The sequence below is a fragment of the Mesorhizobium sp. M1396 genome (assembly GCF_040317725.1).
GTDB lineage: Bacteria > Pseudomonadota > Alphaproteobacteria > Rhizobiales > Rhizobiaceae > Mesorhizobium.
The window spans coordinates 21,608-45,749 of record NZ_JAMYLA010000040.1 but is presented as its reverse complement, the minus strand read 5'-3'; the positions used below and the strand labels follow the sequence as shown (position 1 = coordinate 45,749).

At 60.6% G+C, this 24,142-nt stretch carries 27 protein-coding genes and 2 pseudogenes; 12 read left to right on the top strand and 17 right to left on the bottom strand.

Annotated features, from left to right (window positions below; translation table 11 throughout):
- Window positions 1-15 precede the first annotated feature (15 nt).
- Both NKH02_RS23865 and NKH02_RS23860 read right to left on the bottom strand, forming a co-directional pair.
- Window positions 16-393: a DUF5615 family PIN-like protein gene (locus NKH02_RS23865; protein ID WP_352881949.1), complete on the bottom strand. Its 378-nt coding sequence runs from the start codon at window positions 391-393 to the stop codon at window positions 16-18.
- Between the two features lie 4 nt (window positions 394-397).
- A complete protein-coding gene (locus NKH02_RS23860) occupies window positions 398-1,048 on the bottom strand; it encodes a DUF433 domain-containing protein (RefSeq protein ID WP_352881947.1) in 651 nt (216 codons plus the stop codon).
- Window positions 1,049-1,470: 422 nt separating this feature from the next.
- Here NKH02_RS23860 and msuE point away from each other — a divergent pair, with 422 nt between their 5' ends.
- The 7 genes from msuE (at window position 1,471) to NKH02_RS23825 (ending at window position 8,132) form a co-directional block, all read left to right on the top strand.
- Complete coding sequence (gene msuE / locus NKH02_RS23855; RefSeq protein WP_352881981.1) at window positions 1,471-2,028, top strand: FMN reductase; 558 nt, start codon at window positions 1,471-1,473, stop codon at window positions 2,026-2,028.
- Between the two features lie 173 nt (window positions 2,029-2,201).
- Window positions 2,202-3,527, top strand: a complete 1,326-nt coding sequence (locus NKH02_RS23850) for an LLM class flavin-dependent oxidoreductase (protein WP_352881979.1) — start codon at window positions 2,202-2,204, stop codon at window positions 3,525-3,527.
- 72 nt (window positions 3,528-3,599) lie between these two features.
- A complete protein-coding gene (locus NKH02_RS23845) occupies window positions 3,600-4,529 on the top strand; it encodes a TauD/TfdA dioxygenase family protein (protein ID WP_352881945.1) in 930 nt (309 codons plus the stop codon).
- 28 nt (window positions 4,530-4,557) lie between these two features.
- Window positions 4,558-5,649, top strand: a complete 1,092-nt coding sequence (locus tag NKH02_RS23840; RefSeq protein WP_352881943.1) for an ABC transporter substrate-binding protein — start codon at window positions 4,558-4,560, stop codon at window positions 5,647-5,649.
- Between the two features lies 1 nt (window position 5,650).
- Window positions 5,651-6,490, top strand: a complete 840-nt coding sequence (locus tag NKH02_RS23835; RefSeq protein ID WP_352881941.1) for an ABC transporter permease — start codon at window positions 5,651-5,653, stop codon at window positions 6,488-6,490.
- On the top strand, window positions 6,487-7,302 hold the full coding sequence (locus NKH02_RS23830) for an ABC transporter permease (RefSeq protein WP_352881939.1): 816 nt from the start codon (window positions 6,487-6,489) through the stop codon (window positions 7,300-7,302). Before NKH02_RS23835 ends, NKH02_RS23830 begins: the two co-directional genes overlap by 4 nt.
- Window positions 7,299-8,132 carry an ABC transporter ATP-binding protein gene (locus tag NKH02_RS23825; RefSeq protein ID WP_352881938.1) on the top strand — a complete coding sequence of 278 codons (834 nt, stop codon included), beginning with the start codon at window positions 7,299-7,301 and terminating at the stop codon, window positions 8,130-8,132. The genes NKH02_RS23830 and NKH02_RS23825 overlap by 4 nt, the downstream gene beginning before the upstream one ends.
- Window positions 8,133-8,464: 332 nt before the next feature.
- Here the strand turns inward: NKH02_RS23825 and NKH02_RS23820 are convergent, their stop codons facing one another.
- The 3 genes from NKH02_RS23820 to NKH02_RS23810 are packed head-to-tail and all read right to left on the bottom strand — an operon-like array spanning window position 8,465 to window position 11,501.
- The gene (locus NKH02_RS23820; protein ID WP_352881937.1) at window positions 8,465-9,295 is read right to left on the bottom strand and encodes an ABC transporter ATP-binding protein; all 831 of its coding nucleotides are present in this window, start codon (window positions 9,293-9,295) and stop codon (window positions 8,465-8,467) included.
- Window positions 9,292-10,074 (bottom strand): ABC transporter permease, encoded by a 783-nt coding sequence (locus tag NKH02_RS23815; RefSeq protein WP_352881934.1) that lies wholly within the window; start codon window positions 10,072-10,074, stop codon window positions 9,292-9,294. The genes NKH02_RS23820 and NKH02_RS23815 overlap by 4 nt, the downstream gene beginning before the upstream one ends.
- An 8-nt stretch (window positions 10,075-10,082) precedes the next feature.
- On the bottom strand, window positions 10,083-11,501 hold the full coding sequence (locus tag NKH02_RS23810) for an ABC transporter substrate-binding protein (RefSeq protein ID WP_352881932.1): 1,419 nt from the start codon (window positions 11,499-11,501) through the stop codon (window positions 10,083-10,085).
- 20 nt (window positions 11,502-11,521) lie between these two features.
- Here NKH02_RS23810 and NKH02_RS23805 point away from each other — a divergent pair, with 20 nt between their 5' ends.
- Window positions 11,522-12,646 (top strand): Crp/Fnr family transcriptional regulator, encoded by a 1,125-nt coding sequence (locus NKH02_RS23805; protein ID WP_352881928.1) that lies wholly within the window; start codon window positions 11,522-11,524, stop codon window positions 12,644-12,646.
- 19 nt (window positions 12,647-12,665) lie between these two features.
- On the opposite strand, the gene NKH02_RS23800 is transcribed toward NKH02_RS23805, so the two are convergent.
- The 9 genes and pseudogenes from NKH02_RS23800 to NKH02_RS23760 form a co-directional block, all read right to left on the bottom strand.
- Window positions 12,666-13,622, bottom strand: coding sequence for a HEAT repeat domain-containing protein (locus NKH02_RS23800; RefSeq protein ID WP_352881925.1), 957 nt, complete (start codon window positions 13,620-13,622; stop codon window positions 12,666-12,668).
- A 1-nt stretch (window position 13,623) separates the two neighbouring features.
- Entirely contained in the window at window positions 13,624-13,857 is a 234-nt protein-coding gene (locus tag NKH02_RS23795; RefSeq protein ID WP_352881923.1) for a 4Fe-4S dicluster domain-containing protein, read from the bottom strand.
- 10 nt (window positions 13,858-13,867) lie between these two features.
- Window positions 13,868-15,604 carry a fumarate reductase/succinate dehydrogenase flavoprotein subunit gene (locus NKH02_RS23790; RefSeq protein WP_352881920.1) on the bottom strand — a complete coding sequence of 579 codons (1,737 nt, stop codon included), beginning with the start codon at window positions 15,602-15,604 and terminating at the stop codon, window positions 13,868-13,870.
- A 9-nt stretch (window positions 15,605-15,613) separates the two neighbouring features.
- Complete coding sequence (locus NKH02_RS23785; RefSeq protein ID WP_352881917.1) at window positions 15,614-15,901, bottom strand: gamma-butyrobetaine hydroxylase-like domain-containing protein; 288 nt, start codon at window positions 15,899-15,901, stop codon at window positions 15,614-15,616.
- A 127-nt stretch (window positions 15,902-16,028) separates the two neighbouring features.
- Window positions 16,029-16,185 (bottom strand): annotated as a pseudogene (locus tag NKH02_RS23780) (pantoate--beta-alanine ligase); the annotation flags it as partial.
- Window positions 16,173-16,229 carry a hypothetical protein gene (locus tag NKH02_RS23775; protein ID WP_352726026.1) on the bottom strand — a complete coding sequence of 19 codons (57 nt, stop codon included), beginning with the start codon at window positions 16,227-16,229 and terminating at the stop codon, window positions 16,173-16,175. The pseudogene NKH02_RS23780 and the gene NKH02_RS23775, both read right to left, overlap by 13 nt.
- A gap of 67 nt (window positions 16,230-16,296) precedes the next feature.
- Window positions 16,297-16,536 (bottom strand): MerR family DNA-binding protein, encoded by a 240-nt coding sequence (locus tag NKH02_RS23770; protein WP_502913858.1) that lies wholly within the window; start codon window positions 16,534-16,536, stop codon window positions 16,297-16,299.
- 190 nt (window positions 16,537-16,726) lie between these two features.
- Entirely contained in the window at window positions 16,727-17,809 is a 1,083-nt protein-coding gene (locus NKH02_RS23765) for an HPP family protein (protein WP_352881913.1), read from the bottom strand.
- Between the two features lie 541 nt (window positions 17,810-18,350).
- A pseudogene (locus NKH02_RS23760) lies at window positions 18,351-18,580 on the bottom strand (hypothetical protein); the annotation flags it as partial.
- 112 nt (window positions 18,581-18,692) lie between these two features.
- On the opposite strand from NKH02_RS23760, the gene NKH02_RS23755 reads away from it, so the two are divergent.
- The 4 genes from NKH02_RS23755 (at window position 18,693) to NKH02_RS23740 (ending at window position 20,994) form a co-directional block, all read left to right on the top strand.
- Window positions 18,693-19,421 carry an antitoxin Xre/MbcA/ParS-like domain-containing protein gene (locus NKH02_RS23755; protein WP_352881911.1) on the top strand — a complete coding sequence of 243 codons (729 nt, stop codon included), beginning with the start codon at window positions 18,693-18,695 and terminating at the stop codon, window positions 19,419-19,421.
- A gap of 2 nt (window positions 19,422-19,423) precedes the next feature.
- Entirely contained in the window at window positions 19,424-20,008 is a 585-nt protein-coding gene (locus tag NKH02_RS23750) for an RES family NAD+ phosphorylase (RefSeq protein WP_352881908.1), read from the top strand.
- A 195-nt stretch (window positions 20,009-20,203) separates the two neighbouring features.
- Window positions 20,204-20,788, top strand: coding sequence for a TIGR02391 family protein (locus NKH02_RS23745; RefSeq protein WP_352881906.1), 585 nt, complete (start codon window positions 20,204-20,206; stop codon window positions 20,786-20,788).
- The gene (locus tag NKH02_RS23740) at window positions 20,683-20,994 is read left to right on the top strand and encodes a hypothetical protein (protein ID WP_352881983.1); all 312 of its coding nucleotides are present in this window, start codon (window positions 20,683-20,685) and stop codon (window positions 20,992-20,994) included. Before NKH02_RS23745 ends, NKH02_RS23740 begins: the two co-directional genes overlap by 106 nt.
- Window positions 20,995-21,505: 511 nt before the next feature.
- On the opposite strand, the gene NKH02_RS23735 is transcribed toward NKH02_RS23740, so the two are convergent.
- From NKH02_RS23735 to hypA, 3 genes are all read right to left on the bottom strand, one after another.
- Window positions 21,506-22,507 (bottom strand): HoxN/HupN/NixA family nickel/cobalt transporter, encoded by a 1,002-nt coding sequence (locus NKH02_RS23735; RefSeq protein WP_502913857.1) that lies wholly within the window; start codon window positions 22,505-22,507, stop codon window positions 21,506-21,508.
- Window positions 22,508-22,670: 163 nt separating this feature from the next.
- Window positions 22,671-23,759, bottom strand: a complete 1,089-nt coding sequence (hypB, locus tag NKH02_RS23730; RefSeq protein ID WP_352881901.1) for a hydrogenase nickel incorporation protein HypB — start codon at window positions 23,757-23,759, stop codon at window positions 22,671-22,673.
- Window positions 23,759-24,097, bottom strand: coding sequence for a hydrogenase maturation nickel metallochaperone HypA (gene hypA / locus NKH02_RS23725; protein ID WP_352881899.1), 339 nt, complete (start codon window positions 24,095-24,097; stop codon window positions 23,759-23,761). Before hypA ends, hypB begins: the two co-directional genes overlap by 1 nt.
- Window positions 24,098-24,142: the final 45 nt, after the last annotated feature.

Here is a 24,142-nt window from a genome sequence, read left to right as displayed (position 1 = left end):
ATCGCGCAGCCTCAGCTAGGGCGACGGCAACTCGTATCGTGTTACGATGGCATTGCCGTTTTCGATCTCGATTTCGATGACCTCATTAATCAGGAATTCCTCTGGGCCAAAATCTTCGAGGAGAGCATCGAAGAGCTCTCTCTGCTTTTCAGGCCCGACCTGAGGGACGACGATGATCAGGCCGGCGTGAACCTGTTCTTTGGCATAGAGCTTCCTGAAGTCCTTGGCATTGTTGGTGACGAAGGTGAAATCCTCCTCGACAATGAGGGGCATGAGGTCCCAGTCGGTTTCGCCGCTTAGCCCAAGCCAGTTAACGTGGTTTGCTTCATGGCCTCGTTCTTGGGCTACCGCAACCAGAGACGTGTGCAGGCATTCATCGATCAGAAACCTCACGAGGTCACACGCGTCTGGACCTGGCCGAAGGACGTGGGTCGCCCTTCAAGACCACGCGCTTCGACGACTTGATTTTCACGTCCTTCTCGAACAGCTTCTTGGGGCGCCCACGAACCGGGTGCGCGGCGACCCACATCCTGGCGAGCTCTATCACGCGCGGCGTGAGCTTTGGATATCCCTCCAGAACCTCCGCTTCATCTGCGCCTTGCGCTAGCATCGTCGTGATCATGCGAACAGGGATGCGGGTTCCTTTGAACACAGGCTCTCCGCCCATCACCCCTTTAACGCGGCCGATGGCAGCCTCTGCCTCATCGAGATCGACAATGCGCGCTTTCAGTTGTTTACGCGCCTCGGCGACGTCGACGATCAGCAGGTCGTCGGCCCTTACGGTCTTGGCCTTTGGGGCAGCTTTGATTTCCTCGAACAGGCGGTGGCGACGATCAGCGGGCAATGTCGCACCCACGCCATACCAAAGCTTGAGCCGCAGCAAATCCTCGCCGGTCAACGCCCGTCGAACCACCCCACCGACGCGCCGAGCAGTGCTCGGCACAGTATCGACAATGCGTTTGTCGATCGCATTGTGTACCGCCTTGATGCCGATCCCGCTGACGGCGGCAGCTTCTGCGGGGGTATAGATGCGAGCAAGCGCGCCCATTATTCTTCTCCTTGCAAAGAATAATATAGGCCGTTCGACTTCCTTCGTAAAGGCACGCGTCTTTGGAACCACGGGGGTTAGCAAAGGCGGCGGCGAGCCAAGAGGCCTCACAAACCCGTAAGGCTCGAGGCGCAGATCAAGTCTTCAGAATTCAAAGTTCCCCACTACCAGCGCCTCCCGATCTTCCAGCGCTTCTTGATGCCTACCGCGTATCGTGAATGCTAATTGCGCCTGCGCCATGGCAGCGTCAGATACGCGATCGCATTGGCCTGATCCGTCTCAGTTTGCATCCAATGAACCAATTGCAGTCGATGTTCCGCAAACTCCATCCGATTGGGGACAGTTTTTTGAAATACGCTCTCTCTTTTAATTCTATGGAATCGATAGAGTTAAGTGGCGCTGATCGCTTTGAGGAGCCAGAAATGTCGAAAAAGTTCGTGATAGGGGTGTCGGGCAATCTTACTCGTCCTTCGAAGACGAGAGCATTCGTCGGCCACATAGTCGGGCAGGTAGCGAAGAAGATCGGCGCATCTTCGGCTACTTTCGATATCGAGAATTTCGGCCCCTCCTTCGCACAGGCCAGGCGGCTTAGCGATCTCGATCCATCGGCCCGAAACATCGTCGAACAATTGACGGGCGCCGCTGTCCTGGTGATCGGCTCGCCGACGTTCAAAGGCAGCTACACTGGGCTATTCAAGCATTTCTTCGATCTGCTCGAGCCGACCTCGCTTAAGGGAAAGCCAATCATCCTCGCGGCGACTGGGGGCGGCGAACGTCATTCCCTCGTCGTGGAACATCAGCTTCGGCCGCTCTTCGGCTTCTTCGAGGCGTTGACCATCCCGACAGGAATCTACGCCTCTGACCGGGACTTCGCCGATGGCGTCATCATATCCGAAGCCATCCGCAACCGCACGGAACAAGCCGTGGTCGAGGCATGTCGGCTGGTTGGAGAGACGGGCAGCATCAGCCTGGCCGCCTAGGCATTGTACGGCCGAAAGACGACTCCGGCAACTTGTTGGCCGACAGCAACGCCGCCGAAATCCTGACAGATCGCACACTCCCGTAAAGCGTCGTCCTCATCGTGAATTTCTATTGTTGACTGAAAAGGAGACTGAAGGTGAGCAAGGTTGGAAAGCTGCGGCTTGGCGCCTTTATGTATCCAGCTGGCCACCATGTGGCGGCATGGCGCCACCCGGACACGGCCGCGGATGCGACGACGAGCCTCAGGCAGCGCATCGCATTTGCCCAGGCGGCAGAGCGCGCGAAATTCGACCTGATCTTCCTGGCTGATGGGGTCGCGGCCCATACGGATGATCTCAAATCCCTCTCCCGGACTGATGAATGGGCGGTCGGCTTCGAGCCTTTGACGCTGCTGTCGGCGCTCGCCGTAGTGACGGAACGCATCGGCCTGGTGGCAACAGCCTCCACCACGTTCAATGAGCCGTTCAACCTGGCACGCAAATTCGCCTCGCTCGATCAGATCAGTGACGGCAGGGCCGGCTGGAACCTCGTGACCTCATCCAATCCGCTCGAATTGCAGAATTTCGGCAACATCAGCCAGTTCGCCCATCAGGACCGCTATTCAAGGGCGGAAGAGTTCGCCGATGTCGTGCTCGGCCTATGGAACAGCTGGGAGGATGATGCCTTCCTGCGCGACAAGGATAGCGGCCTGTTCTTCGATCCGGAGAAACTGCATGTCCTCGGGCACCGCGGAAGGCATTTCCGAGTACGCGGGCCGCTGACGGTCTCGCGCTCGCCGCAGGGTCACCCGATTGTCGTCCAGGCGGGCTCCTCGGAGGCGGGCAAGGAGCTGGCGGCCCGCACCGCGGAGGTTGTCTTCACCGCCCAGCGGACACTACCGGAGGCACAGAGCTTCTATGCCGACCTCAAGGGCCGCCTCGAAAAGTATGGTCGCCGTCCCGATGATTTGAAGATCATGCCGGGCGTCTTTCCGGTGGTAGGACGAACCGAAGCTGAGGCGCGCGAAAAGTTCGAGGAGATCCAGTCGCTGATCCATCCCGACGTCGGGCTGGAGCTGCTGTCAAACCTCTCTGGCGGGGTCGATCTTTCCGCCTATCCCCTCGACGGGCCGCTACCGGACTTGAGCGAGACCGAGCGCGGCAAGAGCCGCCAGCAATTGATCATCGATCTCGCCCGGCGGGAAAATCTCACCATCCGTCAGCTCTACGAGACCATCGCCGGGGCACGCGGCCATTGGCAGCTTGTCGGAACGGCTGAGACCATCGCAAACGAGCTCGAAGAGCGCTTCAACAAAGGCGGTGCCGACGGCTTCAACATTATGCCGCCGACCGTGCCCGGCGGGCTCGACGATTTCATCGAGCTGGTCGTCCCCGAGCTGCGGCGCCGCGGACTGTTCCGCACCGAATATGAGGGCCGTACCCTTCGCGAGAACCTCGGGTTGAAGCATCCCGCTCATCGTGCCGCTCACCGCGAGCCTGACAGTCAGGCGGCCGAGTAACCCCCATTCCCAGTCAACGAACCCGGCAAAGGGCCGAGCCACGCCGGCGGCCCAACCAAGGAGCAGTCCATCATGACCACATCAACCCAAGCCACCGCATATACATCCTCGCTGACGATCAAACCGGTCGCCGGCCGGATCGGCGCCGAGATCGCCGGCATCAAGCTTTCGGGCGACCTTTCCGACGAGACGATAGCAGCCGTCAATGCCGCTCTGCTACAGCACAAGGTGATCTTCTTCCGCGACCAGGATCAACTGACCGATGCCGAGCAGGAGCGCTTTTCCAAGCGACTCGGCAATCTCGTTCCACATCCGACCGAGCATGTACGCAACGGCACGACGTCGATCCTTGAACTTGACGCGTCACGAGGTGGCCGCGCCGATGCCTGGCACACCGACGTCACCTTCGTCGACGCCTATCCCAAGATCTCGATCCTGCGCGGCGTGACCATTCCCGAGGTCGGCGGCGATACGGTTTGGTCCAACACCGTGGCCGCCTACGAGAGCCTGCCACCAGCGCTCAAGGCGACCGCTGAACAGCTGTGGGCAACCCATAGCAATGCCTATGACTATGCCGCACAGCGCCCGCATGCCAGCGAGGCCGATCGCCGCCACTATGAAGAGGTTTTTGCTTCCACCGTCTACGAGACCGACCATCCCGTGGTGCGCGTCCATCCGGAGACCGGCGAGCGCTCGCTCATCCTCGGCTCTTTCGTGCAGCGTTTCGTGGGCTATTCGAAGAGCGATTCCGAGCAGCTCTACGCCCTCCTCCAGTCTCATGTCCTGCGGATTGAAAACACGGTGCGCTGGCGCTGGCGAGCGAACGACGTCGCCATTTGGGACAACCGTGCCACCCAGCATTACGCCGTCAACGACTATGGCGACCGCGCCCGTGTCGTGCGCCGCACCACTCTCGACGGCGACGTACCGGTGAGCGTCGACGGCCGCCGCAGCGTCACCCGCAAGAAGCTAGTTCGCGACGCCGTCGCCAACGCCGCCTGACGCTTCCCTCCAGCAAGGATCCTCGCTCATGAAATTCGCGCATATCGCAGCCCTGATCGCCGGCCTTCTCGCCACCGCTCCCGCGTCGGCCGAGACCCTCATCCGCATCGGCTATCCTGGAACCGGCATCGACGACCGGCCCTATGCCTATGGCGACTACGTCGCCGTGGCCAATGTGCAGCAGCTTGTCGAGGCCGAGTTCAAGGACGTGCCGGACACAAAGATCACCTGGACCTTCTTCCGCGGCGCCGGCCCGGCCCTCAACGAGTCGCTCGCTGCTGGACAGCTCGATTTCGCCGCCGGCCTCGGCGACCTGCCTTCGATCGTCGGCCGCTCGCGCGGCCTGCAGACGAAATATCTGGCCTCAGCCGGCAGCCACGATGCGCTGTATCTCGCAGTGCCCCCGGATTCGCAACTCAAGACAGTGGAAGATCTGAAGGGCCATAAGGTGGCGCAATTCCGCGGCACCAATTTGCAGATCGCCACCGACCGCGTTCTCGAAAAGCACGGCCTCACCGAAAAGGACATCCGCTTCGTCAGCCTCGACTCGAATGCCGCCACGGCCGCGCTCGTGTCGGGCAATGTGGAGGCTTCCTTCGGCGGCTCGGAATATCTCGACCTCGCCAAGCGCGGCGCGGTCAAGATCATCTACTCGACCAAGAACGACGACCCGACGCTTGGGCGCAACTCCGGGCTCCTCGTCACCGCGGAGTTCGAGAAGGCCCACCCGGAATTCACCGCCAAGGTCGTGCGCGCCTTCGTCAAGGCCGCGCGGTTCGGCTCAGACGAGGCCAATCGCCAGGCAGTCTTCGAGCTCTGGTCGAAGGCCGGCCTGCCAGTCGAAAGCTTCGAAGCCGATTTCAAGGACGAACGCCTGGCCCATCGCCTGTCGCCGATCGTCGATGACTTCATCATCGCGCGCTACAAGGACCAGGCCGAGCGCGCCAAAGCCTATGGCCTGGTCAAGAAGGACGTCGACATCGACAGTTGGTTCGAGACCAAGTACCTCAAGCAGGCCCTGCTAGATCTCAAACTCGAAAACTATTGGTCCACCTTTGACGCAAAGGGCCAGAAAGTGGCCGAGGGTGAGGTCGAACACACAAAAGCGGCGAGCAATTAAGATGAGCGGCGGCCAAGCCGCGGTCCAGACCGGGCATGAGGACAGCACCAGTGCTGCCCCCACTCGCCGGCGCATTCTCCCGGCCGCTGGCGTCCTGGCTCTCGGCCTCGTAGTGCCGCTAGGGCTTCTGACGGCTTGGACCGTCGCCGCTCTGCTCGACCAATTGCCAGAGCAGATCCTGCCGCCTCCGTGGATCGTGTTCGACACTTTGTTGGAAGGCCTCCAGGACGGCTCGCTGCTTTCCAGCACGGTGACGAGCCTTGAGCGCGTTGCGGAGGGATTTGCTGCCGGTGCGCTGGCGGGCCTCGTCTTCGGCACGGCGGTTGGCCTGTCGAAGACCCTTCGCGAATTCGTCGACCCGCTGTTCCTGACCCTCAGCCAGGTCCCAACCCTCGGCTGGATGCCGATCGTCATTCTCATCGTCGGCATTGACGAAGGCTTGAAGATCATCGTCATCGGATGGTCAGCTTTCATTCCAGTGGTACTGAACACATCTCAGGGCGTGCGCGACGTTCCGGAGGCTTATGTGGAGCTTAGCCGTGTCCTTTCGTTCAGCCGCTGGTCGAAACTCACGATGATCGTGCTGCCCTCCGCCGTCCCGTCGATCTTTACAGGGCTGCGAGAAGGCCTTGCCAACGGCTGGCAAACCTTGGTTGCGGTTGAACTCATCGCATCGTTCGAAGGGCTCGGATACCTGATGGCCTATGGCCGCCAGCTCTTTCAATTGGAACTCGTTCTTTCGGCCATGATCGTGGTCGGCCTGATCGGATTGGTGATCCATGGCCTGCTCACGCTTGCCGAAAACCATCTGCAACGTTGGCGTCCGGAGACCCCACAATGAGCCTGATCGCGATTGCGGGTCGGGAGCGGCTGTCGCACATCGCACCGCCGCCCCTCCGCTTCATCGGCCGACATTTGCGGCCGCTTGCGGTACCAATCGCGCTGCTTGTGATTTGGGAGTTGCTCGCCCGTGCCGGCGCTGCTGACCCGCGGTTTCTACCGTCACTGGAGGAGGTGGTGGCCCGCGGCGTGGCAGAGTTCAGCCGCGGTGGCCTGGGGTTCAATCTTCTGGCGAGCCTGGAGCGTGACCTGATCGGTTTCGTGTGTGGAAGCGTGGCCGGAATCGCGCTTGGTCTGGCGATCGGATTTTCCCGCCTCATCGAACGCCTGCTCGGGCCGGTGCTGCTGGTACATCGCCAGATCGCCCTCTTCGCTTGGGTTCCCCTGATCTCGATGTGGTTCGGCGGAGGTGAGGCCGGCAAGATCGTCTTCATCGCGCTCGCGGCGTTCCAGCCGACCTTGATCAACACCTGGCAGGGCGTGTCCGGCATCCCACGCAGCTATCGCGAGCTTGCCGACGTGCTGACCTTCAGCTGGTTCGATTTCGCCCGGATCATCGCCCTTCCGGGTGCGTTGCCGCAAATCTTCACCGGCCTTCATGCCGCGCTGATCTACGCCTGGACCGCGACGGTGGGGGCCGAGCTTTTGCTCAACATCGCACCAGGTATCGGCGGGCGCATGAACGAGGGCCAGCACCTGTTCCACATGGATCTATTGCTGCTGTGCGTTCTCCTCCTCGGTGGCGTCGGCGTGGTCTTCAATGTCATCGCCGGCTCCCTGGAGCGTCGTCTTCTGCGCTGGAGGATCCCATGAGCCGCCCTGTCGCCATTTCCGAACGGGGACGTGGCCAAAGCCACGCATTGGAGATTGCCGACGTCAGCAAGAGGTTCAGTGTCGCCGGCCGTCAGGTTCAGGCGCTGTCCCATATCCATCTTGCCGTCGACAAAGGGGAGTTCGTCAGCATCGTGGGAGCCTCGGGTTGCGGCAAGTCCACCTTGCTGCGGCTCGTGCTTGGCCTCGACACTGATTACGACGGCGACATCCGGGTCGATGGACAGAGGGTGGAACGGCCGGGTCTCGACCGCTCGATCGTTTTCCAGGAGCATAGGCTATTGCCCTGGCTCAATGTCGAGGCCAATGTCGCGGCCGCGCTGCGCCAAAGCCGGTTGGGCGCTGCCGAGAGAGGCGAACTCGTTCGCGATCATCTGCATCTCGTCGGCCTCGATCAATTCGCCAAAGCCTATCCTGCCCAATTGTCGGGCGGAATGGCACAGCGTGTGGCAATCGCCCGTGCGCTCGTGACGAAGCCGCGCTTTCTGCTGCTTGACGAGCCGCTGGGGGCCCTTGACGCGCTGACCCGGCTGCGCTTGCAGGACGAGCTTCAGCGGATCGTCCGGCACGAGGGCACGACCGCCGTGCTCGTCACGCACGACGTCGATGAAGCGGTCTATCTCGGAGATCGGATCGTCATCATGCATCCCCACCCTGGGCGGATCGCCACGATTCTGCCCGTGACCGAGGCCGTGTCTCGCGACCGCTCCGATCCGAATTTCATTCGGCTTCGCGACGAGGTTTTGTCCTGGCTTGGCGTGGCGCGGACTGGAAACGATGCTGACGCCGAACTCGCTCGCCGCAGTGCCTGACCGTCGACATGGCTTCAAGCAGCGCCTCAGCCTCGTTGACCTCCGGGCTATCGCAGCCCTAGCCGGCAACTGCCCTTGTGCGGATCCTTCCAGACGACCGCATAGATCTCGGTCGGACAGGAGTACATCGCATTCTCGGCCGACTTCTTATGATGTCAGGCCGCGCAAGCAAAGGCTTCGACATTCCTCATCCTACGACAGGTATTGGCCTATCGGCCCAAGCTGTAATCTTGGCCAATTTTAAGGACGGATACGGAGCCCACAGATTCCCGAGTTCATGAACCGTTGAGGTTCGCCCGGATGGCGACTGTCAAGACTGCCTCGACACTCACTCACAAGCCCAAGGGAGAAAGCCGGGGCAAAGTATCCGCTCGTCTGTCACTGTGAAGCAGATGCAGGCAATGCTGTTTCAGGCGCATGAACTCGCCCGAGGCGATGATCTCGGTCATGCGCGGCCTCTCGAAAGGCACGGTGATTTCCTCGTGGATCCGGCCGGGCTGGGCCTGCATGACGATGATCCGGTCGGCGAGCAGCAGAGCTTCGTCGATATCATGGGTGACGAATAGGATCGTCTTGCGGAATTGCTCCCAGATATCGAGCAGCAATTCCTGCATTCGAAGCCGTGTCAGGGCATCGAGCGCCCCGAAGGGCTCGTCCATCAGCAGCAGCCGTGGCTGATTGACGAGAACACGCGCGATCTCGACGCGTTGCTGCATGCCGCCGGACAGCTGGCTTGGATAGCGCCCAGCAAAGCCGTTCAGACCGACGAGATCGAGCATTTTCTCCGCCTCGAGACGCCGTTGCCCGCGCTTGACGCCGCGCATCTTGAGGCCGAAAGCGACGTTGTCGCGCGCATTCTTCCACGGAAAGAGCGTGTGGTGCTGGAAAACGATGCCGCGTTCCGGATGGGGGTCTTTTACGGGCTCTCCATCGACCGAAAGGACGCCGGCAGCTGGCTTGATGTGTCCCGCCAAGGCGCCGAGCAGGGTCGACTTCCCGCAGCCGGATGGCCCCAGAAGACAGACGAATTCGCCGGGAGAGACTTCGAAGCTCGCATCAGTGACGGCTTCGAACGCACTGCTGCCGCGACCGAGCCGGATCGAAACATGATTGGCCTCGATACGGCCGGTTGCCGCGCGAAAGCTGCGCTGATGGGTCGTCATTTGCTGTCCTTCGTGTACCATGGAAGAAGTGCCGCCCCTGCCGCTCGCAAGAGGGCGCTGCTTCCCATGCCGAACAGCCCGATCAGGATCATGCCGACGATGATTTCAGGATAGTTTTGCAGCGTGTAGGATTCCCAGGTGTAGTAACCGATACCGAACTGGCCGGCGATCATCTCGGCGGTGACGAGACAAAACCAGGACGTGCCCATGCCGATGACCAGGCCCGTGACGATGTTCGGCGCGGCGCCTGGAATAATGACTTCCAACAGCATCGCCGTCCGGGTGCTCCCAAGGCTGCGCGCGGAGGCGATCAACCTTGGATCGACGCTTTCCACGCCATGGACGGTGTTGAGCAGGATCGGAAACAACGCGCCCGTGAAGGTGATGAAAATCATCGAGAGTTCCGACGACGGAAACATCAGAACCGCAAGCGGAATCCAGGCGACGGCCGGGATCGGCCGCAGGAGCTCGAGCGGAGCTTGCAGGAAATCTCCGAGCCACCGCGAGCGACCGATGACGAGGCCGAGGCCGATACCGATCACGGCGGCGATGCCATAGCCCGCCAGAACCCTTTCCAGGCTGCTCGAAATATGGGCAAAGAACTTGGGCGAGCGCAGGAAATCCAATGCTGCCGACCCGACATCCACGGGCAATGGCACATTCTCGAACGTGACAATGCCGAGATTCAGTCTGAGGCTCGATGCCATCTGCCAGAGAATGAGGCAGATGGCGAGGGATCCGGCCCGGCGCAACCAGCGCCCAAGGTGGAAACGCGTCATGGCCAGCCTCAGTTGCTGGCTATGATCGAGGCCTTGGCGGCAGCGAAATCCAGCACCTTGCCACCATGATCCCTGGCCCATTTCTCGGCGTTTTCCTTTAGCAGGAAGGCGCTGACTTCACCGCCGTCGGCACGCACGAACCAGGCCTGATTGCCGAGCAGCTTGATGCCGCTTTCACGGTCCTGCGCATAAAAAACCCGGACCGGTTTCCCCTCGCCTTCAATGGCCTTGAGCGCCTTGAATGCGTTCTGCGGCGACGCATAGTGTCGGACGAGCGGCTCACCCTGGACCCAGATCTCAGCAACGCGCTTGGGATCGCTGATCGCCTCACCGGTGGCAGCATCCTTGGCGTTCAAAGGCAGTTGGGCATAGTTCGTGAGCGAGGCATCATAGTCGAGCCCAGACGCCTTGAATGCGGCCTTTATGAACCGGTCATCGACAAAGCTGTTCACGTCGAGCGACTGGTCGGTCTTTTTCAGGAGCCTCAAGGTGTCGATCGCAGTGGCGACAGCCTGGCGGTATTCCGGCTTCCAGGTGAGATCCCGGGTCTGAAGCCCGAGCGGTCCATGGAACAGGTATTCGACCTCGGCTTCGACGCCCGTCACCCTGGCGATCAGCTCACTGTATTTCTCCGGCTCCTTGGCGATCAACTGATTGGCCTCGATTGCGGCGCGAAGATAGGCAACAACGATCTCGGGATATTTTTCGGCATAGTTGCCATCGACCAGGGCACCGTGGAAAGTGGGCGTCTTTGCCTGCGATCCGTCATAGATCTTGCGGGCGAAGCCGCGCCAGGGGAAGAGTTCGGCAAAGGGGACAAAATCGGCATGCGCCTCGATCTGGTTTGCCTGGAGGGCCGCGCCGGCAACTTCAGGCGCCTGGGTGATGATCTTCACGTCGCTTTCGGCGTCCCAGCCCTGTGCCTTGACGGCACGCAGCAGCATGCCGTGTGAGGTCGATGCGAATGGGACGGAGATGGTCTTGCCCTTGAGCTCCGAGAGCGACTGGATGGGCGAAGCGGTCGGCACGACAATGCCATTGCCGCTGCCGTTCACGCTGCCGGACAGCACGGTGATGAACAGGCTCTTTCTTCCTGCCTTGATATGGGCGAGGCCGTTGAACGAGCCGGGGAAATCCGCCATCACGCCGAAATCAAGCTTTCCGGCGATCTGCTCATTGGTGATCGGCGCGCCGCTCGTGAAGTTCTTCCACTGAATATCATAGGTGACGTCTTTATACTTGCCGTCGTGCGGCAGGTATTTGTCGAGCAGCTTCAACTCACGGATCAGCAATCCGCCCGTGGCGGTATTGATGGTGGTGTCCTGCGTCCCAATCGCCACGCGGATGGTTTCGGCATCCGCGGAAGAAGCAAAGCCGGCCGCCACAAGGGCAAGGGCAAGGGCAGCCAAATGTGTGCGAAAATTCATGGTTCCTACCTCGTGATTTGATGCCGGCATTCAGCGGCTGGATTTGCCGACGCAGTGGCGATTGCCAACCGCTGTCCCGCAAATTTAGGTGCCGATCGGCTGAAGGCATAAGCAATTACTTGCACGATTTCGGAGCCGGTCTTGGATGCGCGGGCATCCGGCCGGTTTTCGCACGAGTTAAAATCGTCGTTCTAAAACCAGTGGTTAGATGCGCCGTTCGAAATTGGGGCACAAGAATCATCTACGTCAGGCATGGACGGCGCAATTATATTCCTTTTTTGTCTATAGAATTTATATACTTTTTACGCGTTTTCACGACGTGCAAGGAGCCGGATATGAGCCTCGAAATGCTTTCGACCGATTTGGAAGCTGAGCGTAAGAAACATGAGCCGGTGCTCGAACTGCCCGAGCAGGACGTACTTCCCGGCGATCGGGCGCTCTTTCTCAGCGAAAGCGTGGAAGGGCTCGACGACGGCGCGCATTTTCTCGATACACTGACATCAGACGAGTGGGCGAAACTGAGGACGCATAGCCGACGTCTTGCTTTTGCGACCGGTCAGGCGATCTTCACCCAAGGCGATACGCACGGTGGCATTTTCATCATCGAAAGCGGCAAGGTTCACGTCTTCTATACGGCACCGTCAGGACGCGAAATCACCCTCGCCTACTGGACAGCGGGGCATTTCATTGGCGGCCCCGAAATGACCGGCGGTGGAATCCATATCTGGTCCGGAGAAGCACTGAGTGAATGCCGGATGCTGTTCATACCGGCCAATGCGTTGAAGAAGCTCGTCGTCGAGCTTCCGAATTTCGCGCTCTGTCTTCTGCAGGGGCTTGCAGCGAAGGGCAGATGCTATTCGGCGATGGCTCAGATGCTCGGCACGCGTTCGGTGATCGAACGTCTGGCGCAGTTCCTGATGAACCTCGGTACCCTTCATGGCGTGCGCGACGGACGGGCAATCGTCATCAATGCCAAGGTGACGCATGACCAGATTGCGGCCATGGTCGGTTCCACACGCCAATGGGTGACGATGATGATGAAGCGCTTCCAAAAGGAAGGGCTGGTAACGGTGACGCCGCGCCATATCCGCATCGAACGCCCGCACGCGCTGAAGGAAATGGTTTCGAAGCGCGCGGCCGGGTGAGGCCGCGTTTCGGCTTCCACTAACCGAGCCGGGTTAGCGCCCAGCGAACGGTCTTGCGTACGTCCGGATCGGCGTCGCCGATATGCGCCATGAGAGCATCCCGCGACGATGGATCGGCGATTTCACCGAGCGCCGCCGCAGACTCCTTACGCAGTGAGGCCATGTCGCTCGTCAACAGCACGGAAATCAGCCGTACCGCCGATTGCGCCTTGAGCTTGCCAAGCGCATTCAGGCATTTTTGCCGAACCTGCCAGTATTCGTCGGAAAGGCCGGCGCTCAGTCCGTCGACGGCCGAGGTCTGCCCGATACGGCCGAGGGATTCGGCCGCCGCAGCCCGTACCTGCCAGTTCTCGTCGTCGAGGGCAGCCGTCACGGCGGCCGCTGCGGCGGGCTGGCTCGTGAAGGACAAGGCGTTGACCGCAACGGACCGAACGGTGGCATCGGCATCGCGCGTTGCGGCGATGAGGGACGGCAAGGTCTCTTCCAGCTTGAGATAGGCAACGACGCCGAGCGCCTGTGCGCGCACATTGGCATCCTCATCCCGCATCGCCGCCAGAGCGGGGCCGAGTGCCCCACGCGAACGCAACGCTTTCAGCCCGCGAAAACCGGCAGCCCGGACGAAGGCGCGCCCATGACTGACGAGCGGCAGAATGGATACAGCGACCGCCGGATCCTTCAGCTCAGCAAGGCTATCGGCTGCCGCCTGGGCCACCGTCAAATCCTGATCCGTCGCAAGACGGGCAAGGCCCGCAGCCGCCTCAACGCTGTCGAACTCGGACAGTGCAATCGCCAGCTGCAACCGCACGGTCGCGTCGGGGTCGGCAACGGCAGTCAGGAGATGCGGCAGCACATCCGCGCTCGCGGTCTCGGCAAGGTCGATCACGGCAAGCCGTCGCACGGCCGCGTCTGCATCGTTCAGACGCTCGCCGATTTCCTCGATGTCGCCAAAATCTTCGAAGGGATCGAATGCAGTCATGTCAGCGCAACAGATAGGGGATGTTGACGGTTACAGCGCCGGTCGGACAATCCTGCTCGCACGGCATGCAGTACCAGCACTCGTCGAATTTCATATAGGCTTTGCCGGTGAGATTGCTGATGCGCAGGACATCCAGCGGGCAGACATCGACGCAGACCGTGCAGCCCTTGTCGGCGATGCATTTCGCCTCGTCCACGACGACGGGAACGGTTGTGGGTGAAAGCGCAAGCGGCATGGCTTCCTCGTCAGGCTTGATTGGAAACGCGCAGACGGTCATAGGCCGTCCGCTCCTCGTTCTCGATCGGAACGATGTAGGGTTGGATTGGCCGCTTCTCAGAAACCGAGCGGCCGCCGACCTTGCGCAGAAGCGTATGGCAGAACCAGTTGTCGTCATCCTTTTGGGGATAATCGACACGGTTGTGATAGAGCCCCCAGCGGCTCTCCGTCCGGAAGAGCGAGGCGTGGGCCGCCATGTCGGCGCAGTCGAGAATGGACGACACTTCGAGCGAACGCATCAGTTCATGTGCGTCGCGTGCGACAAGGGCGTTTTCGAGATCATCCCTGATCTCCGCGAGCCGCGCCTGGCCGATCTGCATCCTGGCCGTCACCTTGGGCGGCTGCAGATAGTCGTTGACCAGCCGCCGGGCCTTGTATTCCAGCTGGTTGGGCGGGATGCCATCCTCGCGCCGCGTCGGTGCCAACACCCGCTCGCGCTCCGCCCGGACAAACTCGCTGTCGAAATCCGCAAGGTCGGTTTCCAGCGCGACTTCGGCAGCGTGCTCGCCGGCGACAGCTCCGTTGGTGAAGGCGCCGAGCATATAGTTGTGGGGAACGCTCGCCATGTCGCCCGCGGCGTAGAGGCCCGGGACCGTGGTCCGGGCGAATTCATCGACGAAAACGCCCGACGCGCTGTGACCCGAACAGAAGCCGATTTCGGAGATGTGCATTTCGATCATCTTTTCGCGGTAATCGGTGCCCCGTGCCTGATGGAACCGGCCGCGCGACGGGCGCTCGACCTTGTGCAGGATCTCTTCGATCTCGCCGACCGTGTCGGCATGAAGGTGGTTGAGCTTCAGGAACACCGGCCCCTTGCCCGACTGTAGTTCGTTGTAGAATTCCTGCATCATCTGTCCCGACCAGTAGTCGCTTTCGATAAAGCGATTGCCTTCACTGTTGGCGGTATAGGCTCCGAACGGACCGGCAACGTAAGCGCAAGCCGGGCCGTTATAGTCCTTGATCAGCGGATTGATCTGATAGCATTCGAGATTCGCGAGCGCGGCACCCGCATGATAGGCCATGGCATAACCGTCACCGGAATTGGTCGGATTCTCATAGGTTCCGAAGAGATAGCCGGAATGCGGCAATCCGAGCCGGCCCGCCGCGCCCATGCACAGGATCACGGTCTTGGCGCGCAGCACGAGGAATTCAGCCGTGCGCGTGTTCACAGCAATGGCGCCCGCGATCCTGCCGTCGCTGGCGGTCAACAGGCGCGTTGCCATGAAGCGGTTGGAGACCAATATCCTTTCGCGCTTGATCTGCCGGTAGAGCGCCTTCTTGACGGTATCGCCATTCGGCATCGGCAGCACATAGGTTCCGAGATGGTGGACCTTCTTCAGGTCGAAATCGCCATTGGCGTTCATCTGGAAACGGATACCGAAACGATCGAGTTCCTGGATGATGTCATAGCAGCGCGAGGCATATTTGAAGACCGGCGCCTGATCGACTATGCCGTCATTGGCGATGGTGATCTCCTTGGTGTATTGCTCGGGCGTCGCATATCCCGGGACGACGGCGTTGTTCAGCCCGTCCATGCCCATGCAGATAGCTCCGGAACGCTTCACATTGGCCTTTTCGAGCAGGACGACATTCAGAGCGGGATTTTTCTGCTTCGCCTTGAGCGCCGCCATCGGTCCGGCCGTGCCGCCGCCGATCACCAGCACATCGCAGGTGACTTCCGACAGCCCTTCGACAAAATTATCCATTCTCGTTCCTCACGCCTCAGAATCGGCGATTTCGCGCAAATAGCTCCAGGGATAGATGCCCCGGTCGTGACCGTCGGAGAAAACCAGACGTATGGCATATGAACCGATCGCCTCTGCGCTCGTCACGGTGACAGTCTCGAACGAATGTTCGTCGCCCTCGATGTCTGCCCGGACCTGCTGCGCCGCCCGGCTGCGCGCTCGCAACATGGACGCCGGGATGAGCGAGACCGCACCGTCATCCCATGTAACGCAGAGATGGCTGCGCGCGGCGGTGACCTTGAGCTCAAGAGGTATCACGGCGTTCCCTGATGGTTCGCCCCCATCTTAGGGACCCCCGGAACAGAGACACGCAATAAATTGCCTGCGGCCAGCATGCTTATTGAAACCGGGATAAATCGGGGCGGAACAAGAGCTGTTCCAATCTCGGACGGAACGCGCCGCACAGTCCTTCGCTGATGTCGTTCACGGCAACAGTGGTGGCAGGCGGCGCCCTCGTCCTCGATGCGCGGATATGCGGCGAGCTCGGCCTGGCTGTTGAACTGCTTCGGATTGACGAAGAGCGTCACGATTAACCGGTCGGAGCCGTTCCATGGCCCAGCGACGTCCGCACGAATGGAAGGCCCATCGTGACGTTGACGCCGCTGTCGACATCTAGGTCTTCAGAGGGATATCTCCGTTCCTCTCGCCCATCGTCAGCGCGACAGGCTTTTCGTGTACATCATCGTAGCGGTCGCCGGAGCTGGCGAAGCCGTCAGTAATTTGCGCAGTATCTTCCGCAGGCCCGAGAGTTCCTCAGTCTTCCGGTCGCTGGCCTCCAGCTTGGCCAATGCGATCGACTTCACATCTGCGCGCTCCCGGTGTGCGTCGCTATAGAGCGACAAAGGTTGCCTGTATCCCTCAACCGAGAGGCCAAGGCCAGGCGCCCGCTGCAACGAACCGCAGGCGATGCACGTCAACGGCTGAGAGGCTCTTGGTCGCGGTTGAAAGCGCGGTCGCGTTTCAGAAGGTCGATCTACTCATAAAAGGAAACGTCTTAGGCGGAAGGCCGCACTTAATGCCGCTATCCCTATATTCACTGGCGCCCGATCGAGTTCCCGGATTGAGCAAATCCGGATCACTATTTTATGCCGCTGCCAGCGTTGTGTCGGCCATGTGCGCGCGCGCTGCCGCCGCCAGCAGGTCGGTCTGGGTGATCAGCCCAAGAATGCGTCGCTCGGCATCGACGATGACCACGGCATGGCTGCGGCCGTCGGTGAGCACCGGCAGCAGGCTCATCGCCGGCGTGTCCGGAGAGGCGGTGCCAGCCTTCGACATCACAGCCCTCACCCTGTCGGTCGCCTTCGTCAGCTCGCGCAGGCCAACTACACCGACCAGCCCGCCTTCGGTGTCGGTCACCGGCAGCGTCCGGATGTTGTGATCGAGCAGCAAATGACGCGCCTGGTCGGCAGGCGCATGTTCATCGACCGAAATCACATCGCGCGACATGATGTCCTTGCACAGCAAGGTCCGGTGGGAGCGCACCATAGCCTGCAACTCGACCTGCCGCAGCAGCCGCTCGAGATCGTTGCGGTCGATGTCGAAGGTTTCCTCGAGAGCGCCGAGCGCGGCATCGATATCCTCGGGCCGGAAGCCGACCCGCTGCCGCGCCGGCGGATCGATGGTTCCATGCGTGCTTTTGAGGGCGGCGGCCGCCACATGCGGATAGTTGCGCCGCGACAGTTTGTGGATGCCGTAGCCGAGTGCGACCAGCACGATCGAGTTCAGTGCTACCGGAACGAAGGGAAACAGCAAGCCGGAGCTGAAGACGGCCGGTCCGCCGAACACTGCGGTCAAGGCGGCGGCGCCGCCCGGCGGATGCAGGCAGCGCGTGAACGACATGGCGGCGATGGCCAGCGCCACCGCAATGCCGGTGGCAAGGACTGGTTCATGCACGAAATGCGCCACGATCACCCCGACCAGCGCCGAAATCGTATTGCCGCCGATAATCGACCAAGGTTGCGCCAGCGGGCTTGAAGGCACGGCAAAGAGCAGCACGGCCGATGCTCCCATTGGAGCAACCAGCAGTGCGACATGTGGGCCAGACCCGTTCGCCAGCGCACTGATCACGCCGGTCAATGCGATGCCGATCATGGCCCCGATGCAGGCGAGCAGCCGCTCGTGCAGCGTTGCACCGGCAAGGATCGGAACAAAGAGACGAAAGGCCATGGCATGTCCTTGGGCGAGTGGTCGGAACTCCGCGATCCGCAATGCAGGCAAAGCCACAAATTTGGAAGTTAAGCCAATTCGGAAAGTCGGCTCAGTGGGGAATACTTTTGCGCCAAGCGGCCATTCCCAAATGAGTGCAGACATTTGATCAGCCAGAGGAAACTGTGCCGACATCAACCGCATGGACTGCATTCACGGAACGTCCTTGCCCTGAGTGAGCCTGCGCGTCGGACATCGTCTGGATCAGGTCCGCTCCAAACTTCGTCATTTCGCTCATCTCTTGCTCTTGTTCACTGCCTTGATCGCTTTCGCGAACGCGGCTACGGCTTGGCCTCTTCCGGCTTCACGTCGGTTTTCTCGTTCTTTTCATACGCCAGAAGCGCATAGATTGGCGCCTCCTCGCTGTACCAGTAGTAAATCACGCGGGCTCCACCGCGTTAGCCCTTTCCCCTGGCGCCGAAACGCAACTTGCGAACACCAACCGCACCGGGAATTTCATCGCCCGCCTGGGAAGATGACCGCGTCCTTGATGGTGATGCGCATCAGGCGTCAGGATGTTGACGACACACAGGCCCCACCGCTTGCCGGCCCCGAAGTCGTTGAACCATGCGCTGGGGTCATCTTCACTGCACCCGTACCGGCCGTCGGATCCCGATACTGATCGGCGACAATCGGGATGCGGCGGCCGACGATCGGCAGGACCACATGCTTGCGGACGATGGACTTGTAGCGCTCGTCATCCGTATTAATTGCAGCGCCGGTATCGCTCAGCTATCTGTCTCCCGATTATTGTCTTGGCGGCGCCGACAGGGGATGTATGAATCTGGGGCAGCGCGCAATCTAGACAATCCGGACAATCCGGACTATATATGCGACATACGCAATGGAGGCGATCATGGTCGCAACAGTTCGGAAATCCGAGGCCGCCAAGCAGGTGAATGTGAGCAGCGCTGCGGTTGCCGACATTCTCGACGTGCTGGCACGGCATAATCCGGGAATTTCCAGGTCGGTGCTAAAAGGCAAGAGCAGGGTCGTGGCCGCGGTCACCGCGGCCACTGTTCGGCTTTCGGACCAACAGCAGCGCCAAATTCTCGCCCATCGGAAGAAGCTGGTCGAGGCGATGGGCACTGTCGCAGCGGATCTTGCCGGCCATGACGATCAGGGGCTGATTCAGTTCGACGTCAAGTTGCCCGTCGAGGTTAGCCAAGGCGCTGGCCGCGGCGAGGTGGTGGATATCGAAGAGGGTCGGCGGCGGCTTTTCGCATATACGACGCCGGTTCGCCTCGAAGATTGGGCGGGACCAGTCGCTGGGCCAAGCGAGATCGAGAAGTCCTTTGGCACGCGCCGGTCGACATTGCACGACTGGCACAAGCGCGGCGCGGTCATCGGACTGCTCAAGGGAGAGCGAAAGCATGTCTTCCCCCTGGCCCAGTTCGTCGACGGCCGGCCAGTCGAGGGAATGTCCGAAGTCACGCGGATTATCAGCAATCCCCGTGTTGCATGGCATTGGCTGATTCAGCCCAAGCCCAGCATCGGGGGGACGCCGCTCGACCGGCTGAAGCAGGGGCATGTTCCCGAAGTTCTCGCTGCAGCCGCACGTGATTTCGCCTGACCGTGAAGCTGGATCCCAAAGTCGTTGCGGACCTTGCGCTTCCCTTTTGGCCCAAAGCCTATTTGCGCGTCATGCCCAAATCCCATGCCGCCACGCCGCTCGGCATGGGGTTCGGGCAGACGCGCTTCGCTGCGCCCGACAACTCGTTCCAGTTGATCTATCTCGCACGCAATCTCACCACAGCTATCGCTGAAACCGTGGTCCGCGATAGATTCGAAGGGAGAACCAAGCGCGTTCTCGACATTACGGAGGTCGAGGACTGGGTCGTGTCGGAAGTATCGGCCATAGAGCCGCTCACGGTCATAGACCTGCGAACGACGGGTCTGGTAAAGCTCGGTGTGACGACCAACGCCGCCCGTGCCAAGCACCAGGCCGCCGGCCGTCGACTTAGCAAGGCGCTCTATGATCGCTTCGCTGTCGACGGCGTGCTCTATTCTTCTCGTCTGACGTCGGCCGAGTGTCTCGCAGTTTACGATCGCGCCGTGAAGCCCAAATTGCGATCAAATGCGGCAGTAGGCCTCGTGCGGCACGCCGGACTGATCTCGGCATTGACGGCGATAAACGTATCGGTGAGGGGGCTTGCATAGGCATTCATTTATAGATGCGCCCAATCCGCTTTCCCGCGGACGACGTGATAGTCCGTCAAGTTAGATAACTTCGTAAAGCGCGAGGCTTAGACCTTGCCGGGAGCACGACCTCTCGAGCAATCAGACTGCCAACATGACATTGATCACTGCCTATACAGCCTGACGACGGTCAAGATCGTTGATACCGATCCGCAAATGACCAAGCGTCACAGATTGTATAACGCGTTCGCCAATGAACAGAACAATCGTCGGGCGCGCACCCACATCGTTGCCTTCATCCGCAAGGCGATGAAGCCGGAGCGCTTCGCCCGTGAACCGGAACGCTTCGAACCTATGCGGCTTAACCTCAACCGCGCCTTGGCGTTCGCCGGGTTGGCCGTCGGCGCTTCCGGCGCACTGGACGCCGTCGACGCGGCCGAGACGCTTTCGCAAGCGACGCGCCGTGCGCTCGAGTTGAGGGCCGATCTGACAAGCCGCGGCGTTCACCCCGATGTCCTGCGCTTTTGCCGAGAAGAGTTGCTTTCGGACAATTATTTCCATGCCGTTCTCGAGGCCGTGAAGAGCGTCGCCGACAAGATTCGGCAGCGGACCGGCCTGCCGGACGATGGGGCAGCCCTTGTCGATCGCGCCTTCGGCGGCGACCAACCGATGCTCACGATCAACACGCTTATGCGTTGCTCAACAGCGTCGGCCTGTCGCCGACACCCTTTCTTCCCAACCTGCTTCATGAGAAGGAGATCGGCTTCGACGTCGGCTTCAAGGACAAGGGCCGCGTGGTAATCCTCCAATTCAAGCTGGGGCACTTGCTGCAGCGACTCAATCGTGCCTCGCCAACACAATCCATTCCAGAACTGGAGCGACCGTTCTGGCGCTTCAATGTCGACAGTGCAGCTCATCAGTTGATGAGGTTGGCCGAGTTCGAGGTGGCCGGCGCCGAAACCTATTATGTGGCTCCGAAGGTCTCGATGTGGGAGCAGTTCAAGTGAGCCTTCCAAACCGGCAGAGTTAGGAGCGGTCTGTTCTGATTAAACTTCAGAGATTACCGCCGGGGTCGCCATACATCGGCGCGAAAAATCGCAATCATGCTGAGCTCATGCAGTGAAATGCAGTGAACTCGCAGAGAAGAGCAGATGGTGCGATCGATCGGTTCAAGCGCGGACACTCCGTCAGTTCCAGTCGCCATTTAAGGTCGTGGCCATGTTAGGGACACGCGTTCCGGAAGCCATTTTGGCCAGTAGCCATGTGCGACCACACTCAAATCGAACGGCGATCCCACTGGCGAGCGCTGATCAACGCGAAGCGATTTTGGCCAACCAAGTCGGCTTTCCGGGCAGCCTTACCCGGATCATGTTCATCGCTCTGACGATGGCGGCAGCAGCCTGACGAATGATGGCAAGAAAGAAAGTGACTTCTGAACGCTCAAACCTGCGGGGACCATACCGTGAACAGAGCTAAGTTAGACATATTGGGACGTCCGTCGGCGCCCATTTCGGCGGCCTATGTGTTTTCCAGCCTCATCCTGTCGTAACCCTTCGCCCGGTAGACAATTACCGAGGCTAGCCAGCTCACAATGAAGATGCCGACGACGGCGTATCCGAAATTTGCGAGGTTGTCGTTCATCTCGCCGACAAAGACCCAGAATCCACCCCGCAGTCCAAGCTTGTCGGCGATTAGGCCAAGCGCTTCGAGACCGCCAATGAAGACGGCGACGGCAACCGAAGCCGCAGTGATTGTGAGATTGTACCACAGCTTGCGGATCGGGTTGACATAGGCCCAGCCATAGGCGCCGGTCATCAGTACGCTGTCGGTGGTGTCCATCAGCGACATGCCGACGGTAAACAGTGCAGGAAAAATAAGAACCGTCCAAAACGACATTCCTTGCGCGGCTTGCGTCGCTGAAATACCGAGCAGGCCAATCTCGGTCGCAGTGTCAAAGCCGAGGCCGAACAGGAAGCCGATCGGGTACATGTGCCATGAGCGCGAAACGATGCCGAACAGCGGGCGGAAAATGCGCGCGATGAAGCCACGCCCGGCGAGCAAAGCATCAAGGTCCTCGTCGACGATCTTTTGACCGTGGCGTGCACGGGTGAAAGCCGCCCATATGGCCCTGAGGATGAAAAGATTGGCGAGGCCGATGGCCAACAGGAAGAGCGCCGACACGCTGGTGCCAACCACACCGCCAATGTCACGAAATTCCTCCAGCCTGCCCTGCATCATCGTTGCAGCCGCAGCGATCGCGATCGAGGCTAGGATGACGATGCTTGAATGGCCGAGCGAAAAGAAGAAGCCGACCGAAAAGGACTTCTTGCCCTCCTGCATCAGCTTGCGCACAACATTGTCAATGGCCGCGATGTGGTCGGCGTCGAAAGCGTGCCGAAGGCCGAACATGTAGGCGAGCAATGCGGTCCCAAGCAGCGCGGGCCGGTCGGCGAAGGCAACCCAGGCCCAGATCCAGGCGGCGATATTAGCGCCGATGAGCGCGGTATAGGTTATCGCCACCTTGGTCTTGAGCCGCGTCGGTTGATCGTCGAATGGATTCGGGAATCGTCGTTCAGGCGCTCGCGGGGGCTTCGGGGGCGCAGATGCGCATGCTTCCCTCATGTCTTTTTCCTCCCAAATCCAACGCCGCTTTGGCATAGTTGTTCCTGCGCAGTCTTGCGCCTTAAAGCCTTGCTTCCGCCGCCTCGTGGTGAAGCCAGTCGTACCAGCCACCGAGCCCCTCTCCCGTCCTTGCCGACAAGCTGAGCGAGACGATCTCGGGGTTGACCTGGCGCGCGTTGGCGATCGCCACCGCGACGTTGAAATCGACATGCGGCAAGAGATCGATCTTGTTGATGACCATGATCTCGGCGGCCCGGAACATATGCGGATATTTCAGCGGTTTGTCGTCGCCCTCGGTGACCGAGAGGATGACCACCTTGGCGTGCTCGCCGAGATCGAACATTGCCGGGCAAACAAGATTGCCGACATTCTCGATCATGACGACGGAACCGAAGGCCGGCCTGAGTTCAGCAAGCCCCTTGGCCACCATGTCGGCTTCGAGATGGCAGCCGGCGCCGGTGTTGACCTGGATGGCGTCGGCACCGGCAGCTCGGATGCGCTCGCCGTCATTGGCTGTCGCCTGATCGCCTTCGATGACCGAGATCGGTATCCTGTCCTTTAGGTCACGGATGGTGCGTTCGAGCAGCGTCGTCTTGCCCGAGCCGGGCGAAGAGACGAGGTTCAGCGCCAGGATTTCACGGCCGGCGAACCAGCCGCGATTCCTAGCCGCGAGCGCATCATTCTTGGCCAGGATCTGCGCTTCGAGTCCGACCACCGTAGTGGGGCCATGACTGTGCCGTTCATGGCCGTGGCCATGGTGGTGATGACCGTCCGCGTGGTCGCGACCAGGGTCATCATGGTCATGCCAATGATCGTGATCATGCCCGAGCAGCTCAGCGTCGTCGTGGGGATGATCGTGATGATGGTGGTGCTCGTGTGCATGCTCCGACGCGTGGTCGTGCCCGTGTTCATGGCCATGAGCATGGTCATGGGCATGGCTGTGTGGATGCGCGTGATCGTGGCTATGACCGTCGTCATGGTCGTGCGGATGCGCGTGGCTGTGGTCATGACCGTGACCGTGCCGATGCGTCACGTCGCCATCGTGCGCATGGGTATGACGATGCTCGTCGCCGAGAGCCGTTTCCTCACCGGTCTGCAGGTTGAGAATGCGGGTTTCGGTCTCGGTGCCGCAGCCACAGGTTCCGCACATCAGGCAGCCTCCTCAATTTCCATTTCCCGGATCTTCAGCTCCTCGCCCGCCAACCGGTCGATGGCGCGGGAACCGCAGGCGCAAGCCTGGTAGAGGGTCGCCGGCTCGAAAGACTCGCCGCAAGTGCGACAACGCGCACGTCCAGCTATTTTCTGGATGTCGAGCCGTGCGCCGTCGAGCAGCGTACCCTTGGCGACGATGTCGAAGCAGAACAGGACGGCGTCGGGCATCACCCCGGAAAACTGCCCGATGTCGAGCGTCACGCGTTTGACGCGGCGGCCTTTCGCCGCCTCCTCGACGATCGAGACGATATTGCGGGTGATGCCGAGCTCGTGCATCAGTCATTCCTCGTTTCGAGCATGACCTTGTCGAAAAACCGGGAT